Annotated in this window: 16 protein-coding genes, 1 tRNA gene and 1 pseudogene; 8 read left to right on the plus strand and 10 right to left on the minus strand. The window is 67.5% G+C overall.

From position 1 onward, the window contains the following. Window positions 1-7 precede the first annotated feature (7 nt). The 3 genes from ACSC1W_RS13930 to ACSC1W_RS13940 are packed head-to-tail and all read left to right on the plus strand — an operon-like array spanning window position 8 to window position 1275. Window positions 8-232 carry a DUF7860 family protein gene (locus ACSC1W_RS13930; RefSeq protein WP_435348137.1) on the plus strand — a complete coding sequence of 75 codons (225 nt, stop codon included), beginning with the start codon at window positions 8-10 and terminating at the stop codon, window positions 230-232. Continuing rightward, entirely contained in the window at window positions 229-861 is a 633-nt protein-coding gene (locus ACSC1W_RS13935) for a uracil-DNA glycosylase (protein ID WP_435348138.1), read from the plus strand. Before ACSC1W_RS13930 ends, ACSC1W_RS13935 begins: the two co-directional genes overlap by 4 nt. Window positions 862-894: 33 nt before the next feature. After that, the gene (locus ACSC1W_RS13940; RefSeq protein WP_435348139.1) at window positions 895-1275 is read left to right on the plus strand and encodes a hotdog family protein; all 381 of its coding nucleotides are present in this window, start codon (window positions 895-897) and stop codon (window positions 1273-1275) included. Window positions 1276-1277: 2 nt separating this feature from the next. On the opposite strand, the gene ACSC1W_RS13945 is transcribed toward ACSC1W_RS13940, so the two are convergent. After that, window positions 1278-2114 (minus strand): amidohydrolase family protein, encoded by an 837-nt coding sequence (locus ACSC1W_RS13945; protein WP_435348140.1) that lies wholly within the window; start codon window positions 2112-2114, stop codon window positions 1278-1280. A gap of 76 nt (window positions 2115-2190) precedes the next feature. Here ACSC1W_RS13945 and ACSC1W_RS13950 point away from each other — a divergent pair, with 76 nt between their 5' ends. From ACSC1W_RS13950 to ACSC1W_RS13965, 4 genes are all read left to right on the plus strand, one after another. After that, window positions 2191-2616, plus strand: coding sequence for an HIT family protein (locus ACSC1W_RS13950; protein WP_435348141.1), 426 nt, complete (start codon window positions 2191-2193; stop codon window positions 2614-2616). Window positions 2617-2667: 51 nt separating this feature from the next. Further along, on the plus strand, window positions 2668-3423 hold the full coding sequence (locus ACSC1W_RS13955; RefSeq protein WP_435348142.1) for a ParA family protein: 756 nt from the start codon (window positions 2668-2670) through the stop codon (window positions 3421-3423). Window positions 3424-3465: 42 nt separating this feature from the next. Then, on the plus strand, window positions 3466-4308 hold the full coding sequence (locus ACSC1W_RS13960; RefSeq protein ID WP_435348143.1) for a DUF7847 domain-containing protein: 843 nt from the start codon (window positions 3466-3468) through the stop codon (window positions 4306-4308). 72 nt (window positions 4309-4380) lie between these two features. Then, window positions 4381-4767, plus strand: coding sequence for a pyridoxamine 5'-phosphate oxidase family protein (locus ACSC1W_RS13965; RefSeq protein WP_435348144.1), 387 nt, complete (start codon window positions 4381-4383; stop codon window positions 4765-4767). Here ACSC1W_RS13965 and ACSC1W_RS13970 read toward each other — a convergent pair whose 3' ends face one another. After that, on the minus strand, window positions 4768-5283 hold the full coding sequence (locus tag ACSC1W_RS13970) for a DUF7858 family protein (protein WP_435348145.1): 516 nt from the start codon (window positions 5281-5283) through the stop codon (window positions 4768-4770). Between the two features lie 168 nt (window positions 5284-5451). Between ACSC1W_RS13970 and ACSC1W_RS13975 the strand changes: the two genes are divergently transcribed. Next, entirely contained in the window at window positions 5452-6333 is an 882-nt protein-coding gene (locus tag ACSC1W_RS13975; RefSeq protein ID WP_435348146.1) for a transcription initiation factor IIB, read from the plus strand. Here ACSC1W_RS13975 and ACSC1W_RS13980 read toward each other — a convergent pair. From ACSC1W_RS13980 to ACSC1W_RS14020, 8 genes and pseudogenes are all read right to left on the minus strand, one after another. Next, a complete protein-coding gene (locus tag ACSC1W_RS13980) occupies window positions 6287-6976 on the minus strand; it encodes a nucleotide-binding protein (protein WP_435348147.1) in 690 nt (229 codons plus the stop codon). The two genes, ACSC1W_RS13975 and ACSC1W_RS13980, sit on opposite strands and share 47 nt — an antisense overlap. After that, window positions 6973-7542, minus strand: coding sequence for a DUF7857 domain-containing protein (locus tag ACSC1W_RS13985; protein ID WP_435348148.1), 570 nt, complete (start codon window positions 7540-7542; stop codon window positions 6973-6975). The genes ACSC1W_RS13980 and ACSC1W_RS13985 overlap by 4 nt, the downstream gene beginning before the upstream one ends. Before the next feature lie 25 nt (window positions 7543-7567). Next, window positions 7568-8322: pseudogene (locus tag ACSC1W_RS13995) on the minus strand (DUF7856 family protein). Then, on the minus strand, window positions 8319-8657 hold the full coding sequence (locus ACSC1W_RS14000; protein ID WP_435348151.1) for a DUF7855 family protein: 339 nt from the start codon (window positions 8655-8657) through the stop codon (window positions 8319-8321). Before ACSC1W_RS14000 ends, ACSC1W_RS13995 begins: the two are co-directional and overlap by 4 nt. Window positions 8658-8717: 60 nt before the next feature. Then, a complete protein-coding gene (locus ACSC1W_RS14005) occupies window positions 8718-8996 on the minus strand; it encodes a DUF7854 family protein (RefSeq protein WP_435348152.1) in 279 nt (92 codons plus the stop codon). Then, on the minus strand, window positions 8997-15113 hold the full coding sequence (locus ACSC1W_RS14010; protein ID WP_435348153.1) for an LAGLIDADG family homing endonuclease: 6117 nt from the start codon (window positions 15111-15113) through the stop codon (window positions 8997-8999). Between the two features lie 156 nt (window positions 15114-15269). Further along, entirely contained in the window at window positions 15270-16067 is a 798-nt protein-coding gene (locus ACSC1W_RS14015; RefSeq protein WP_435348154.1) for a group I intron-associated PD-(D/E)XK endonuclease, read from the minus strand. A gap of 275 nt (window positions 16068-16342) precedes the next feature. Continuing rightward, a tRNA-Pro gene (locus ACSC1W_RS14020) sits at window positions 16343-16415 on the minus strand. Between the last annotated feature and the right edge of the window lie 29 nt (window positions 16416-16444).

Here is a 16444-nt window from a genome sequence, read left to right on the forward strand (position 1 = left end):
GAGTGGCATGCGACACGGCAACCTCGATTACGCCCGGTTGACGAAGCTCGGATTCCTGCTCGGACTCGGCCTCTTCGTGGCAGGGACCGGCGGCGAGTTCGTCGGGCACGCGCTGTACGGCGCGCTCCCGGCGTGGGAGGAGACGCTGCTGACCGACTCCGTCCTGCTCGGCATCCTCACCAGTTTCGTGTCGGTGTTCGGGTTCGGCATCGTCATGCCCCTAGTCGAGTGACGCCCGGGTTCCCCGACGCGGACGACCGCCTCGTCCTCGAACCGGACTGCGAGCGCTGCCCGGCGCTCGTCGACTGCCGGGAGCGCATCTCGTGGGGCAACGGGCCGACCGACGCCGACGTCGTCGTGGTCGGCGAGGCCCCGGCCGCCGGCGACCCCGTGGCCGACGAGTGGCGCGGCGGCAACTGGACCGGGATGGCGTACACCTCCCGGCACTCCGGGCGACGGGTCCGTGACCTGCTCGCCGCGACCGGTCACGAGGCGTTCTTCACGAACGCGGTGAAGTGCTTCCCCTGTGCGGCCGATGGGTCCGGCGACAACCGCGAACCCGCCGCCGAGGAACTGGCGACCTGCCGGACCCACCTCGACGCGGAACTCGACCGGATCGACCCCGCCGTCGTCGTGACGACGGGCAGGCACGCCACCGGGACGGTGTTCGCGTTCGACGACCGGCACCTCGACGGCTTCCTCGACTCGGTGCTCTCGCCGGTCGAATCCGACGCGCTCGGGTGCTGGGTCCTCCCGGTCCTGCACCCGTCCTACCGCGACGTCTGGGCCGGGAGACTCGGCTACGACGCAGACGAGTACGTCGCCGCCGTCGGTGCCGCCCTGGACCGACTCGTCGACTGACCACTTTTCACGGTGGCGACCGGACTCTCGGCCATGCCAGTCCCCGAGGAGGGCCAGACCGACACCTTCACGCGACGGTTCACGACCGAGGACGTGCGACGGTTCACGGCGGTCTCGGCCGACGCCGGCGAACACCACGAGGAACCCGACGAGGGCGGCCGCCTCCTCGTCCACGGGTTGCTCACGGCGACGCTCCCGACGAAGGTCGGCGGCGACTACGACGTGCTGGCCGAGACGATGGCCTTCGAGTTCCCCCGGCCCGTCTACACCGGCGAGGAGGTGACCTGCGAGGTCACCTTCCACACGGTCGAGGAGCGCGAACACGGCCACCGGGTGGACGCCCGGGGCGTCTGCCGGAACGAGGCGGGCGACGTCGTCCTGCGCGTCGAGTTCGGCGGCCGCATCCGCCGATAGGGTCAGTCCGCAGTCCCGAGGAACCGGTCGGCGGCACCGCGGAACAGGGCGTCGAACGCGTCCCCGGAGAGGTCCCGCGAGAGCAGGTGTTCGCGCTCTCGCTCGTAGTCGTAGGGCACGTTCGGGAAGTCGGAGCCGTACAGGATGGACCCGGCGAGGTCCTCGAACACGTCGTCGTCGACGTCGTCGGGGTCGAGTCCGAACAGGTCGGGCGCGGCCGAGGACATGGCGACCGACGTGTCGAGGAACACCTGGTCGTGGGCACGGGCCTCGGCGACGAACGCCTCGACGTCGGGCGCGCCCATGTGGGCCGCACAGACGCGGACGTCGGGGTAGGAGGCGACGAAGGTCCGGAACGAGTCGATACCGACGTGGGGCGAGTCCTCGAAGTTCGGCGCGGCCCCGGCGTGGAGGAGCACGGGGCGGTCGTACTCCGAGCAGAGTTCGAACGCGGGGTCGAGTCTCGGGTCGTCCGGGGACGCCTCCTGGACCGGACACTGGAGCTTCAACCCGCGAGCGCCGGCGTTGAGGGCGTCACGGACGACGGCCCGGACGTCGTCCTCGGGGTGGACGGTGGCGAAGGGGACGGCCAGTTCCGAGCGTCCGGCCTGCTCCAGCACCCACCGGTTCAGGTTCTCGGCCAGTCCGGCCTCGTGTGCGTACGGGAGCGCGACGTACCGGTCGACGCCCTGTGCCCGGAGCGCCGATTCGAGAGCGGTGGGCTCGACCGGGTGGTCGCAGGCCCAGCCAAGGTCCCGTTCGAGCGCCTCCCTGATGGCAGCCATCAGTCGCTGGGGCATGAGGTGGACGTGGGCGTCGGTGGCGGGGGCGAACGTCATACTGGACAGTGCCCGGCGACGCACGTCAACGTTGTCCCGGGAAACCTTCTTGGAGCGCCCCCGAGTCATTCCGCACATGGACGACTGCATCTTCTGCCAGATCGTCGACGGCGACATCCCGAGCAGGACCGTCTACGAGGACGAGGACGTGTTCGCGTTCCTCGACGTGAACCCCCTCGCACCGGGACACACGCTGGTCATCCCGAAGGGGCACTACGAGACGCTGGGCGACGTGCCCGGGGACCTCGGTGCGGACGTGCTGACGGCCGTCCACCGACTCGTGCCCGTCGTCGAGGACGCCGTCGACGCCGACGGGTCGACCGTCGCGTTCAACAACGGCGAGGCCGCCGGACAGGAGGTCCCGCACGTCCACTGTCACATCGTCCCGCGGTTCGAGGGCGACGGCCACGGCCCCATCCACGCGCTGTTCGGCGGGCCGGGCGAGATGGACGACGACGAACTCGACGCCATCGCGGACCGGATCAGCGACGCTGCGAACTGACCGGACACTCCGGATATTTTTTAACGAATCACGTCCGAGGAATTAGTCAGCATGTTAGAACAGGACCGGTCCGCGGCCATCGTCGGCGTCACCGGCGGTGCCGGTGCGACCAGACTGACGGTCGAACTCGGGGCGACGCTCGCCCGCGACGGACGGAGCGTCGCCGTCTTCGACGCCTCGTTCGCCACGCAGGGGTTGAGCCAGTACGTCCACGGGCGCATCGACACGGACGCCACTCGGCTCCTGACCGACGAGAGCATCGACGTCCACTCCGCACTGCTCGACCTGCGCGTCGACGCAGCGGGGAGCGTCGCGCTCTGTCCTGCCTACGCGCCGTTCCAGCGAATCGCCAGCGCGAAGTCCGGCGCCGCGGCAGAACGGTTCGGGCAGGTGATACGCGAGGCGGCACAGACGTACGACCACGTGCTCGTGGACACGCCGCCCGTCGCGGACAATCCGTCCATCGCGGCGGTCAACGCGGTCGACCACGTCGCCTGCATCGTCCCGTCGTCGAAACGTGGCATCGACACGCTCTCGCGCACGCTCGACCGCCTCGCCGACATCGGCGTCGACCCGCACCGCATCGTCGCCAACTACGCGGACGGAGAGACGCCGGTCGAGTCGGCCGACGTCGCAGTCCCGGAGAGCGAGGTGACCGGAGTCGCCGGTGCGCCGGTCTGCGTCGACGGCGCGGTCGGTCCGTTCGCCCGGTCCATCGCCACGATGGCCGAAGCCGTGTTCAACACGCAACTCGACGTGGAGTTCCCCAGGGGTGGACTGCGGAGTCGGCTCGCGTCACGGTTCTGAGAGTCGAAACAATTTTCAACCAATCTACATATATACGGAACGATGGCAGTCCAATCGCCACCCAGGTCCCCCGTCACCACCCGTCGCGTGCTCTCTCGCGCGACTGATGCGTTGGCGTCGGACCCGCGGATTCTCCTCGTGGGTATCGCAGTCGTCCTCCTCGGATTCGTCCCCGTCGCGGCCAGTCTGGCGACGCCCGTCGTCGGTGGGTTCGCGCTCGTGTTGACCCACCGCGCCTTCGCCGGCCACGAGGCGACGGACCGAAGCTACCGCAGCAGGGTCGTCTCGGGCGTCGGTGCGACCGTCCTCGTCGTCGTCGCCGTCGTCACCCTCGTCGCACTCGTCGCCACCACCTCACTGCTGGCCGTGGCCGTCGGGGCCGTGACGGTCGTGAAGCCGACCGTCGGCGGCTTCCTCGCGGCCGGCGTCGTCCTGCTGCTGCTCGCCCCCATCCTGTACGTCGCGTTGCGCCTCCAGCTGGCACTCCCCGCGGTGTTCATCGACGGCGAACGGGCCGTGGACGCGATCGCGGGGAGCTGGGACCGTACCGAGGGCAACGTCGCGACCGTGTTCGGCGTCGAACTCGTCGTCGCCGTCCTCTCCGGGGTGGCGACGCTCGCACTCGTGGCGGCGTTCGGAAGCGCGTTCCCCGGTACGTCGGAGACCGCGAACACGTTCGTGAACGTCTTCGGTGACGACCGACTCGTCACCCGGTCGACGATGGTCGTCCGGTACACGGTCGTCGGGTCCTCGACGGTCTCGACGACCATCCCGAACCCCGACTTCCTGCTCGGCTACTCGCTCGTCCTCGGCCTGTTCAACGCGCTGGGGTTCAGCGCACGGGCCGTGATGTACGAGGCGTTCGAACGGGTCCCGGCACACTGAGACGGACCGACCACGTCGGGGTCGCCTGCCGGCGCTCCCAACCGTCTTCTCGGGCCGTCCCGTAGGTCGACCATGGCATCGGTTTCGCAAGAGGTCGAGGGTCGACTCGCGAGCGAACCGCTCGTCGCGTATCTCGCCACCGCCAGCGACGACCGCCCGCACGTCGCCCCCGTCTGGTTCAACTACGATGACGGCGTCGTCGAGGTGGTCACGACAGGTCGGAAACTCGCCGACGTCCGGGCCAACCCCCGCGTCTCGCTCGCGGTCGGCAAGGACACCGGCGGCGACCCCGAGTGGGCCGTCACGCTCCGTGGGACGGCGACCGTCGTCGACGACCCCGCCGAGACGGCCGCGGCGAACGCGCGCATCAACCGGAAGTACGGTGCGCCCGAGGACGCCTGGTCGGAGAACGTACTGGTCCGCATCGAGGTCGGGTCCGCGACCCTGCAGACGTACTGACTACCAGAAGTCGTCGGCATCGCCCATCGCCTCTGCCAGCGCGTCGCGCTGGTCGACGCCGGCTGTCCCCGACCGGGAGAGGCGACTCGTGACCACGTCGGCGGCCCCCTCGATGGGGTCGTGGCTCTCGACGAACGCCGCGAGCGCGAACTCGCGTTCGCTCGCGCCGGTGAGCGCGCGGGCCTCGGCCCGGGAGCAGTCGGCGTCCAGCCAGTCCCGGACGATGGTCCGTCCCGCCGGCGACAGCGGCGAGACGCCGTCGAGGCCGACCAGGTGGAGCACCTTCGCGGCCGTCGTCGGCGCGATGCCGGCCTCGTGGCCGGCGACGTCGACCGCACACCCGCCGGCGTAGGCGTCGACGACCTCGGCAGCGGCCGTCGGCTCACAGGGCAGGTCGTCGGCGTAGTCGGCGAGTCGGTCGACAAGGTCGCCGTCGGTCTCGTCGGCGACTGCCACGCCGCGGTCGCGCTGCTCCGTCGTCACGCACACCCCGTCGGCGATGTCCGCCAGCCCCATATATACTGATTCGTGCGCTCCGAAATAAAAGGCCGCGGTCGTGGCTCGCCACGACGACCCGTTCCGGCGCTAACCTACCGGTTACCGGCAGGTTCGAGCAGCCCGAAGTGCCGGTTTACTCCGCCACCAGTTCCTGTTTAAATAACCCGTCGGGACCAACGTTCGAGTATGAGCGACGCACGACAGCGCTGTCCCGAGTGCAGCGGCACCCTCCAGCGAGAACGCGACGAGACCGTCTGTGCGGACTGCGGCCTCGTCGTCGGCGCGGACCGCATCGACCGCGGCCCCGAGTGGCGCGTCACGTCCGACGGCGAGACGAGCGGGAAACGGACCGGCGCGCCGCTGACGCGCTCCCGGCACGACCGTGGCCTCTCGACCGAGATCGGGTACGGACGCGGAGAGACGACCCGACTCAGCGGTCGGAAGCGGCGGTCCGTCGCCCGGATGCGCCGCCAGCACAGTCGCGCCCAGCTTGGGTCGAAGCGCGACCGGAACAGGGTGTACGCCTTCACGGAGATCCGTCGAGTCGTCGGCGCGCTCTCACTCCCTCGGCACGTCCGCGAGCAGGCGTGTACGCTGTTCGAGTCCGCCCAGAACGAGGACCTCCTCCGCGGTCGGTCCCTGGAGGGGTTCGCCGCCGCCGCGGTGTACGCTGTCTGTCGCGTGCAGGCCATCTCGCGGACCCTCGACGAGGTCACGGCCCACGCCCGCGCCGACGAGGGCGAGCTCAAGGTCGCCTACGACGCACTCAACCGCGACCTCGGACTCCCGACCGGACCCATCGACCCCCGGGAGTACCTCGCCCGGTTCGCCACGGAACTGGACCTCCCGCAGGCCGTCGAGTCCCGGGCCCGCGACCTGGCGCGCGAAGCAGTCGAGGACGGGACCGCGACCGGCCGAAACCCGGGCGGCTTCGCGGCGGCCTGCCTCTACGCTGTCGCCCGGGACCGGAACCTGGATCTGACCCAGGCCGAGGCCGCAGCGGCGGCCGACGTCTCGGCCGTCACCGTCCGCGCCGGGTTCTACGCGCTCCGCGACGGGGCGGAGTGATGGCCGACGCGAGCGCCCGGAACGACTCCGCCGCGGCCGAGTCGGGGGCCGTCGCCGTCACCGGCCGACCCGCCGCCGTCGCCCGGGCGAGCGCGTCCGACTCCGGTACCGTCGTCACGGGCGCGCCGAGTGCCCGTTCGACCGCCGCTGTCGGCGGGTTGGTACCCGTCCGGTTCAGCACGACGCGGGCCAGTCCGGCGTCGAGTTCCCGTGCGAGCGCCCGCGTCCTGAGCGCGTCGGGGAGCGCGAACGCGTCCGGCAGGGCGACCAGCACCGTCCGGTCGGCCGCGAGCAGGGGCATCCCCGCGTCGGCGGCCAGGCCGGCCGGGCAATCGACGACCACGTCGCCGTAGGCGCGTTCGACCGCCCGAATCGTGTCGACCAGTCGACGCACGTCGGCGGCGCGCGCGCCGGCGAGCGTCCGCCCACACGGGAGGAGTTCGACCGGTCCCGCCTCGCGGACCGCCTCGACGGGGTCGGCCCGGCCGGCGAGCACGTCGTGGAGGTCCGGACCCCTCCCGGTCGGCAGGTCCGCCATCCCGAGGTCCCCGTCGACGACGACTGCTCCCGTCACCGCCCCGAGGTTGTACGCGACGGTCGACTTCCCGACGCCGCCCTTTCCACCGGTGACCGCGACCCTCATCGCTCCTCCAGGTCCGCGGCCAGTGCCGTCGCGCGCGCCGCGACCGCCGCCACGCCTGCCCGGTCCCGGTCCGTCACCGCGTCTCGCTCCGCGAGTCGGTCGAGCCACGCGGTGACGGCCCGCGGTGGCCGACCGACCGTCGTCTCGGCTGTCCCGTTCCGCACGTCGGACGCCGTCCCCGGTCGACCCTCCTCCGACGACGGCGCGCCGGTCGGTACCGCGTCGGCCGGCGGCGTCGGGTCACCGAGCGCCCGGACCAGTCCGTCGGGCGTCCGTTCCCGTGACTCGTCCGTTGCTGGCTCCGCCGAAGCGACGGCGAGCACCGACTCGCCGGGGTCGGCTGGCGTCGCGAAGCCGATTCCGCGGCGACCCGCCGCCGGCACCGTCAGCGTGACGCCGTCGTCCGTCCACCCAGCGGCCGGCACGCCCTGCCGTCGGGGCGGCCACACCGGTCGCAGGTCGGTCCGGAGACGGACGCGTCTCGCCGTCGTCCCCTCGTTCGCCACCGTCGCGGCGACGAACGTCACGCACTCGCGTCGTTGCGTCTGCACGTCGAGTTCGACCATGCCCCCTCTGGGCGCCCGTTCCGGTTTAAACCGTGACGACGGCCGTCGCCAGCGTCCTGGCGGCCTCGGCAGGGGAGTCGAACCGATCGCAGGCCAGCACGACCGGGGCACGCAGGTCGGCGACGCGGACGACCGCGAGCGCCGCCGTCACCGGGTCCCCCTCGTACGTCCCCGGCGCATCGCCCGGGACAGCCGACCCGGGGACCGCCGCGAGCGCCCGGGCGAACTCGTCGTGGACGCGGCCAGCCAGCTCGGCCCGCGCCCGGCGGCGCTCGTTGGCCAGTTCGTCGGCCAGCCCCAGCCGACGGTCGCCCGTAACTCTTCCATCAGGTCGTCAGCCGGGGCGTCGAGCGCCCGGCGCTCATTCACCGCACCCCGAAGCTCCGCGACGCGCTCGCGGAGTTCGTCCTCCCGCGCACCCGCCTCGGCGACGCGACGCCGCGCCGTCCGCCGGTCGACGCCTCCCGACCCGACCTCGACGGCTGCCAGCCGGCGCTCCAGTCGCTCGACGTCGGCCGCGTTCGGCGCCTCGTACCCCCGGTCGCGTGCGACCGCCGCCAGCGCCCGTCGCGTCCGAACCGACGCCGTCGGCGTCACGAGACCGACGTACTCGTGGACCGGTCCCGGGTCCGGGCACTCGACGCGAAGGGCCGGCGACCCCGTGCAGTCCGCGTCGTCTGCACCCCGTACCGCCCGGACGACTGTCTCGGGAGCCAGTCTGTCCCCCCGGAGGTCGACCGCCCGACGGTCGCTCGTCCAGCCGTCGACGACAACCCTCACAGCTCCCGCTCGCGCATCGCGTCCGGGGCCGGATAGTCGGTCCCCGCCGCGAAGCGCTCGTAGGGGGTGTACGGCGACGCGCGGTCCTCGTACGCCTCGGCGGCCACCCGGACGCGCTCGAACGCCGGTTCGAACTCGTTCAGCGGTTCGGTCCGTTCGACCTGCACGTCGTCCCCGTGTTTCGCCCGCAGCCGTAGCGCACAGAACGCGCCGAACTCCGTCCGCGAGAACAGTGCTGCCCGCCCGAAATGTCGGACCACCGTGTCGTCGTGCTCCCGACAGACGTTCCGCAGTGTCTGCCGTGCTACCGTGGAGTAGGTGATGACGAGGAACACGTTATTTCCTGTGTTTCGGCGTGTAAAAAACGTCACGATGACGGACCGCTTCGGGAACGCCTACTCCGGGACGCGCTCGACCGTCATCGACCGCGGTGCATCGTCCCACAGGTCCCGCGCCCGGTCGCGCGCCTCGTTCGGCCCTGCCGCGACGACGACGACGCCAGTCTCGGCGTCGGCACCGACCCGGTACACCGCCAGTTCCGGTCGCTCGAACTCGCTCACGTACGTCCGCAGGATGGTCTGGACGCGTCGTTCGAGTCCCGCGAGGTCGCACTCGCCGTCCTCGAACCTCGCCAGTGCCTCCTCCACGTTCCGCATCGCCGATATTCGGTCCATTCAGGTCGTCCTGAGGTGGTCGGTCCGGGGCTCGTACACCTCGCCTTTCTGTTTGAGCTTCTCGATCTCGTGTTCGGCCTTCGAGGGGTCCATGCCGATCTCGTCGGCGCGGTCGAGCACCACGTCGACCGGCGCACCCTCGTCGTAGTCGTCCTCGATGTCCCCGATGAGCTGTTTGAGGTTCTTGATGCGGTCGCGCTGCGTCTTCGACGTCCCCGTCTCGATGACGTCCGCGTCGAACTCGCCCGTCTCCGGGTCGACGCCGATGTCCTGCAGGCACTCCCTGACGATGGTGATGACGCGCTCGGCGTCGGCCTCCTCGACCGTGTCCGAGAGCCGAACCCGCGCCGACGCCTCCGCCAGTCGCACCAGCGCCTCCAGCTGTCGGGCCGTGACCGGTACCGGTGCGTCTTCGTCCTGTCCCTTCGACCGCAGGTCGACGTAGAAGTCCTGCATCGCCTGTCTGGCCGCCTCGGTCATCCGCGGGTAACAGTTCTGCTTGGCGTAGGCTATGTACTTGCGCATCAGCTCCGGGTCGATGACCGGGTCGACCGACTCCGTGATGGACTCGACCTCCTCGTCCTCGACGTCGTGGTTCGTCATGTACTCGCGCTGGGTGTTCAGCTCCCCGGCGTAGTTCGTCGTCAGGATGTGTTCCGCGAGGTCGCTGTCGTGCTCCTCGTCGGGGCTGTCCGTCACCGTGAAGATGAGGTCGAACCGCGAGATGAGCGCCGGTTCCAGCTCTATCTGCTCGCCGATGGGTTCGTACTGGTCGAACCGGCCGTACTTCGGGTTCGCCGCCCCGAGCAACGAACACCGCGACTTCAACGTCGCGTTGATGCCCGCCTTCGAGACCGAGATCTCCTGTTGCTCCAGCGCCTGGTGCATGGCAGACCGGTCCTCGGAATTGTGGACGACCATCCCGTTGGCGACGAAGTTGTGCGTTCCCTCGACTGTGAGGTCGTACACCCTTCGATCGCGTCGGGATTCGATCTCGGCCACCGTCTCTCGAACGTCTGTGCGAATCGACTCGAGTCTCGCCAGCACCGCCTCCCGTACAGCCTCGAACTCGTCCGTCTCGACGACGCCGTCGAACCAGCGAGACACCGTCGAACCAGCGACGCCGAGGTCGGACGCGAGCGTCTGGAACGAGAGACCGTGGCGGTCCATCTCGGACCGGAGCGATCGCCAGGTCGTGGCGTCGCGGGGGTTCGAGGACAGAAGTTCCTCGGCCCGGTCGATGGCCTCGTCAGAACCGCATCCGAGTATCTCTGCGAGGTCCTCCCGCAGTAGTTCGATACGGTCGTCTTCGACTTCCCCAGGACTCACCTGCTCGACGGACTGGACGCGACGCCATTTGACGTCCCCGTTGACGAGGTTCTTCAACGTAGTAAGGTCGGTGTCCGCGACGGACCGGAGTATCTCAGCGAGACGGTCGCGGACCGTCTCTCTCAGCGACTCACACGTCCCCCAGTTCCTGGATATCTGCTGCTGTGAATACGGCGTCCCGGCCGCGATCTCCGACTGTGAGACGTGATACGTTCGTTTGAGTTCGTCGAGAGCTGTCCATCCCCCGGCACCCAGCTGCTGGAGGTCTTCGTTCGCGGCGACCCGACGCGTTTCGAACGTTCGAAGAATCGTCCGAGCGAGGCGAATCGAGACGTTCGCGTCCTCGTTCTCGAAGTTGCAGTAGGTCGCATCGTCGATTCCACACTCGGACTGGTACAATCGCAACTCCTCACGGGCCTCCTTCAGGACGGTTCCAGCGGCCGGGATGACGTCGAGTATCGTCCGGTCGCCCGTCACTCGTTCCAGGGCAGCGTCCAGTGCCTCCTGCTTCCGTGACAGCGTGAATCCGATTCGGTCGGCGAACCGAGTAAGGGACGTCGCGTCCGTGATGTTCAGCACGTGCAGGTCCCGTTTCCCGTCTCGCTCCCGGGTTTCGAGCTGACTCGTTATCCCGAACTCCAGGAGGAGCTGCTTCGTCCCCAGCAGAAGCTCGTAACTGGCCGAGTGAATCCGGACGTGACGCTTTCCGACAGAGGCTTCGCTATCGGCGAGGGACCGGACGAATGCAGCCTTCGTCTCACGTGACGACTCGGTGACCGATTCGGGCAGACGCTTTCCGTCGTACGTTTCGAGGTTCATCCCAGCGTCCAAGACGGCGTCGGCATGCGCCTTCCCTGGCAGCCGGACGGTTTCGACCCCATCCTCGCGCTGTTCACTCGGTGCACGGATCGGAGTCGCGTCGAACGCTTCTTCGCAGACCAGCTCGAAGTCGCGCAAGAGTTCTTCTTCGGAGTTGGTGAACCTGATCCCGTACGCGCCCGCATCGCGTTCGTAGTAGAGGTTCCCGTCGCCCGCGAGATACCCGAGAACGGCCCCGAGCGACGGAGAGACGGTGTTCTCCTGCATCGGTTCGGTCGAACCTGCGACTGCGATTCCTCCGTCCCCGAGTTGGGACGGGACGTGCCTCGGGACGAACGTCCAGTCCCCCGCTTCGAGGGCTGCGGCTGGTCGTTCGACGCGTTCCCCGTCTTCGGCGACGAAGAACGGGTGGTCGTCCGTCGTCGTCAGGCGTTCGCCGGTCTCGAGGGTCACCGCTGTCAGTTCCTCGGGTGCATCGTATTCGTGGATAGCCGTCACCGGACGTCGCACCAGTCGACCGTCGTCTGTCATGGTCCACGCGTCGTACTCGACGTCCCGGAACGTCCGACCGTTCTCCAGTTCCTCGATCCGGCCATCGGTCGATGCTTCGCGTGCAAGGTCCCGAATCCTCGCGATGCGTCCGTTCCCCAGGTGAACGAGCGAATCGCCAGTCACGCACCGCATCTTGTCGAGTTCGTCGACTGCCGCGATGCCCTGGTCGGCGAGTACGAGCGCGCCCGCCTCGAGCGTCCACTGCTGGCCGTCGCCGAAGTCGTCACGGACCGCTGCTGCGGTGTTGTGCGTGACGATGCCGTTCCCGACGAAGTTGTGCGTCTCCGGGACGGTGAGGTCGAACACCTCCTTCTCGCCGACGTCCACGACATCGGTGACGCGGTCCCATCGAAGGTCGGCGTCGACGACCTCGCGGACCGCGCGTTCGGCGTCGCCCACGTCGATGTCCTCGAGCATCGACCGGGCGCGCTCGCGACTCGGGTTGTCGCCTCTCCGAACGTTCTCGTGGTAGTTGCCGGCCACGCTTCCGCCATCGGTCTCCACGAGGACGTCACCGACCGGCATCTTCTCGCCGCGTCGGGTCGCGTCGTCAGTTATCTCGTCGAGCGCCGCTCGCTTCTCGGGGATCGCGAACCCGATCGCGTCCGCGTAGCGTTCGATGTCCGCACCGTAGAGTTCGACGAAGTGCTGGACGTGCTTGGACGTAATCGTCTTCCCGTCTGCGAGCTCGTACGTACCGCGACGGTCGCGTTCCCGTCGTCGTGCGCGAATCCCGTACGTCTCGAGCATCAACTGGAGCTGTTCGGCGAGCCCCTCGCTGATGGTCGACACGATGACGCTGGAGCCACCGTCATCGCGCGCCGAGACCGCGCCGTCGGCGTCCATGAACCCACGGAGGAACGCGTCAGCGTGCGCCGCGGTCGTCAGTTCAGGTGCGAGTTCGAGGTCGACCTTCGGGGTCTCCATGCCCGCGTTCGCGAACAGCCGTGCGACCGTCGCGCTGTTCACGCGGATGCAGGGCACGCGCTCGTCCTGATACTCGATCTCGGGGCGCTTGTCGAACTTCGCTGCAAAGATGTCCGCGGCGCGCTCCAGTAGGGCTTCGTCGCTGTTCGAGATGCGGACCGTCCCGCGGTTCCCGTCGCGACGATCCAGCGAGATGTCGCCGTCGCCGAAGACGAACCCGAGGAGGTACATGAGGTCTGCGTCGAACGTCTCAGGGACCTCGATGCTGTCGCCGTGGCGGATCATCAGTCGCTCGAACGCGAGGTCCTCGCGCTTCATCCCGACCGCGTCCAGCATCGTATCGAGTTTCTCGAGCGGGACGTGCCGGTTCCGCACCGAGTCGTACACGAAGTCCTCGCTGAGCCCGAGCGCTGCCGCAGCAGCGCGAAGGTGCCCGAACTCGCCGGCGAGCGCGGACCGGAGTCGCTCGACGGACTCGTCCGCGAGCTTCACCTTCTCGGACGCCAATTCGAGGAACTCGCGGACAGGCACCTCCTCGCGGTCGATGTCGTCGTACCGCGGCACTGCGACGTACTCGCCAGGCTCGACCTCCGACACCTGGACCCACTCCAGACCGTCGTTCCCGCACGTCAGCACCGGCGTGTTCACCGACGCCTCCAGCGACTTCCCGTGCGCCGTCTCGACGCGGTGACACGGCTTCTCCGGCATCCGCCAGACGTGCGACGACTCGCCCTCGACCACGTCAGTCGTCGTATAATCGAACGTCTGTAGCGGGACGGATCTCTCGGCGCGCGTATCAGCATCGACTGGCTCTGGATGCTCCTCGAGCGCGATATCGCGGATCGGAACGAGCCCGTCCCCCGTCTGGATCCGAGTGTCACCTGTGACGCAGAGACCAGCAGAGCTAGAGCCCTTGCCGGACGTATAGACGGACCGTGGCGCGACGTTCTTGATATACGATAGCATCTGGGAGTTGTGCGAGACCACGCCGTTGGACACGTACGTGTGTGTCTCCGCGACTTCGAGGTCGTATACCCACTCGTCGTCGGGTTCGTACGGTTCGATGGACGCGATGTTGTCCCACGTGACTTCCTCGGTGAGGGACGGGGTCGTCTGCGCATCGACCGCCACACCACCGTCCGCAGCGACGTCGTTCGCTACTGCGACCGTCACTCCCTCCTCGAGATCTTCGGCTCGAACGGCGTCGAATCCGGCGTCGCGCTGCACGAACAGCGGATGCGACGGCGTCACCTCGATTTCCTTCCCCGTACCGGTTCGAATCCGATACATCGTCTCGGGCGCCTCGCGCTTCCAGACCTTCGTTGCACGCTCTGTCCCTATGGTCCCATCCGGTTGCATCGACGGGAGTTCGATATCGACACCGTCCCACCACCCGTCGTCGACCTCCGTCGGGTCATCCAGGTTCGACTCGACGAGGTCGCGAATCTCGACCTCCGAACCATCGGCCAGTGTGACCCTCGTATCGCCCCGAACGCACTTACCGGTACCCGGGTCCCCTATCAGGAGCATGTGCAGGTCGCCACGGATCCGCGACCCGTCTGGGAGGTGCTTCGTGACGCCCGAGAAGAGCTGGAGTATCATCGCGAGTTTCTCCTGGTCGTAGCCGAAGATGGAGGGCGCGATGGAGCCGACCATCTGCTCGTAGATGTCCGGTTCGTCCGAGAGCGAGACGATCTTCGCCTTGTCCTCCTCGGTTATCTCCATGTCCTCGAACTGCTCCTCGTCGATGCGGACGGAGACGCCCTCCAGGTAGTGGTCGAACAGCGGGCTCTTCTCCTGCTGGTTGCCCTGTTGTTCGAGTCTGAGGATGCCGGTCGCGGCGACGTGGTCGCCGGGGGTGACGTCGCCGGTGATGTCGTCCTCGATGTGGACGTCGATCGCCTGCGGGGTCTCACCGCCGCGCAGTCCCTCGGGAGACTCCTGGACGCGAATCTTCTGGGCGTCGACGAACTCCGACTGGTCGTGGTTGAGTACGAAGGGGCCCTGGCGTTCACAGCCCTGGCACTCGTGGGGTTCCTGGAAGGTGCCTGTGGACTGCGGGATGCGGGTGAGGGTACCACAGCGCTGGCACTCGAAGGCGGCGACCTCCATCTTCGACTTGACGTCGGTCGCCTTGCGGACGATTCCCCGGACCGTGACCAGCGTGTTGACGTGCCGGGAGCGTATCTCACGGATCTCCGTCGGGTCCGGCAACGGTTCGATGCGGACGTGTGCCTGGCCGAGGCTCACGTCGACGGGGAGGTCGTAGAGGCGGAGCGCCTCCTCGGCGTACTCCTGTAGCTGTTCTGGCTGGCTCCGGTAGTCGTCGGCGAGGTCGGCGTCGAAGGTGTAGAGGTCGTTCCAGTCGACGTAGAGCGACCGGCGTTCGTTGGGGTACTGCTGTGCGAGCGTCCCGATCTCGTCTCGGTAGTACGTTCTGTAGAACTCGAGGAAGTCGTCGACGAGTTCGGCGTTGTCCCCAGTGGCCATCTTCACGGAATTAGACCATCATCGACTAAGTAGCTTGGCAAAGCGAACCGAAAGTGTTCGGCCCGACGTTAGCAGGGGACGACGTGTACTCGGCGGCCACTCACGAGAGGGTCGTCTAGGCTGTCGCAGCATGGCTCTGTGGCGCAGGCGAACGGGTCAGGCCGGTGGCCAGTTTTGGTGAATCTCGTATTCGGATGCAAGTTTTGTATCTCGACGGTCACGGTCGGGTTCGCTTACCCGGAGAGAGAACGCGCTTCCGACCGTCGACGCATCGACGGCATATACTGTCTCGAGGTCGTCGCAGTAGATGACGTAACAGTCCGTCTCCGTCTCGTCCGGTCGGACCTGAATTCTGCCATCGTTCAGGAAGCCAGTTTCGATGCGAACCCGGTATGGTCTCCCAGCGACTGCCGTGATAACGTTTCGCTCGCTCTCAGCGCGTACCGCTCTCCAGACGGGGGCGCCGACGGATTCGAGTGCATCGACTCCAGCTATCGTCGTCGGGTCTGTCGTCTTCCGTCGTCGTTCGTCGGTCGTTACGTCGAGTGGCCAACGTTCGTCGAATTCGAAGTCCTCAGCCCAGTTGATACCGTTGTGCTGTACTTTTGGCTCCGCTACTCGAAACGAGATACTCTTGTCGAACTCCTGCTCACCAACGAGATACATCTTCTCTGTTTCGTAGGCATAGACGACGAACACGTCGACGTCGCCATCGTACTGCTTTCGCACGGTTCCCTGTGAGTTCGTATGCGAGGACTGCCCGTTGAAGTGGATTCGGCCATCCCTCATCCAGCCCGTCTTGATCTGGACCCGGAAGAGTCCTCCGTCGGGACAGTCTGCGAGGAGGTCGTAGCGCTCGTTATCGCCGAATGGGCGAGAGACCGAGATTCCGCGTCGGCGCATCTCCGTGAGTACGATCGCTTCTGTCAAATCGCCCTTCCGATGCGTTTTCATTGCATGTCATTCGTCTTAATTTTATATAAGATGTGGTTTCTGAAATACGGAACGTGGTTATCATTCGCCAGCAGGCGTTCCGAGAGGAGTGAACGGCCCGGACTCACGCGTTGCAGAGCAGAGAGATACCTAGAAATGAACGGCAGTCGCACGCGTCGGCAGCAATCTCTCCCCCATCTTCATTCTTCAGCGATAGAAGGCTGGGATAGATACGTCGTGAGGAGCTGTTAGGAATCCTAGAGATTCGTCCCAGATGTTTTAGAATCGAAGTTAAATGGGCCGGCCCGGATTTGAACCAGGGGTACAGCGTCCCAAACGCTGAAGGTTACCAAGCTACCCCACCGGCCCTCGGATTAAAATCTGGGCCATCCGATGTA

The organism is Haloarchaeobius marinus (assembly GCF_051207415.1).
Taxonomy (GTDB): Archaea; Halobacteriota; Halobacteria; order Halobacteriales; family Natrialbaceae; genus Haloarchaeobius.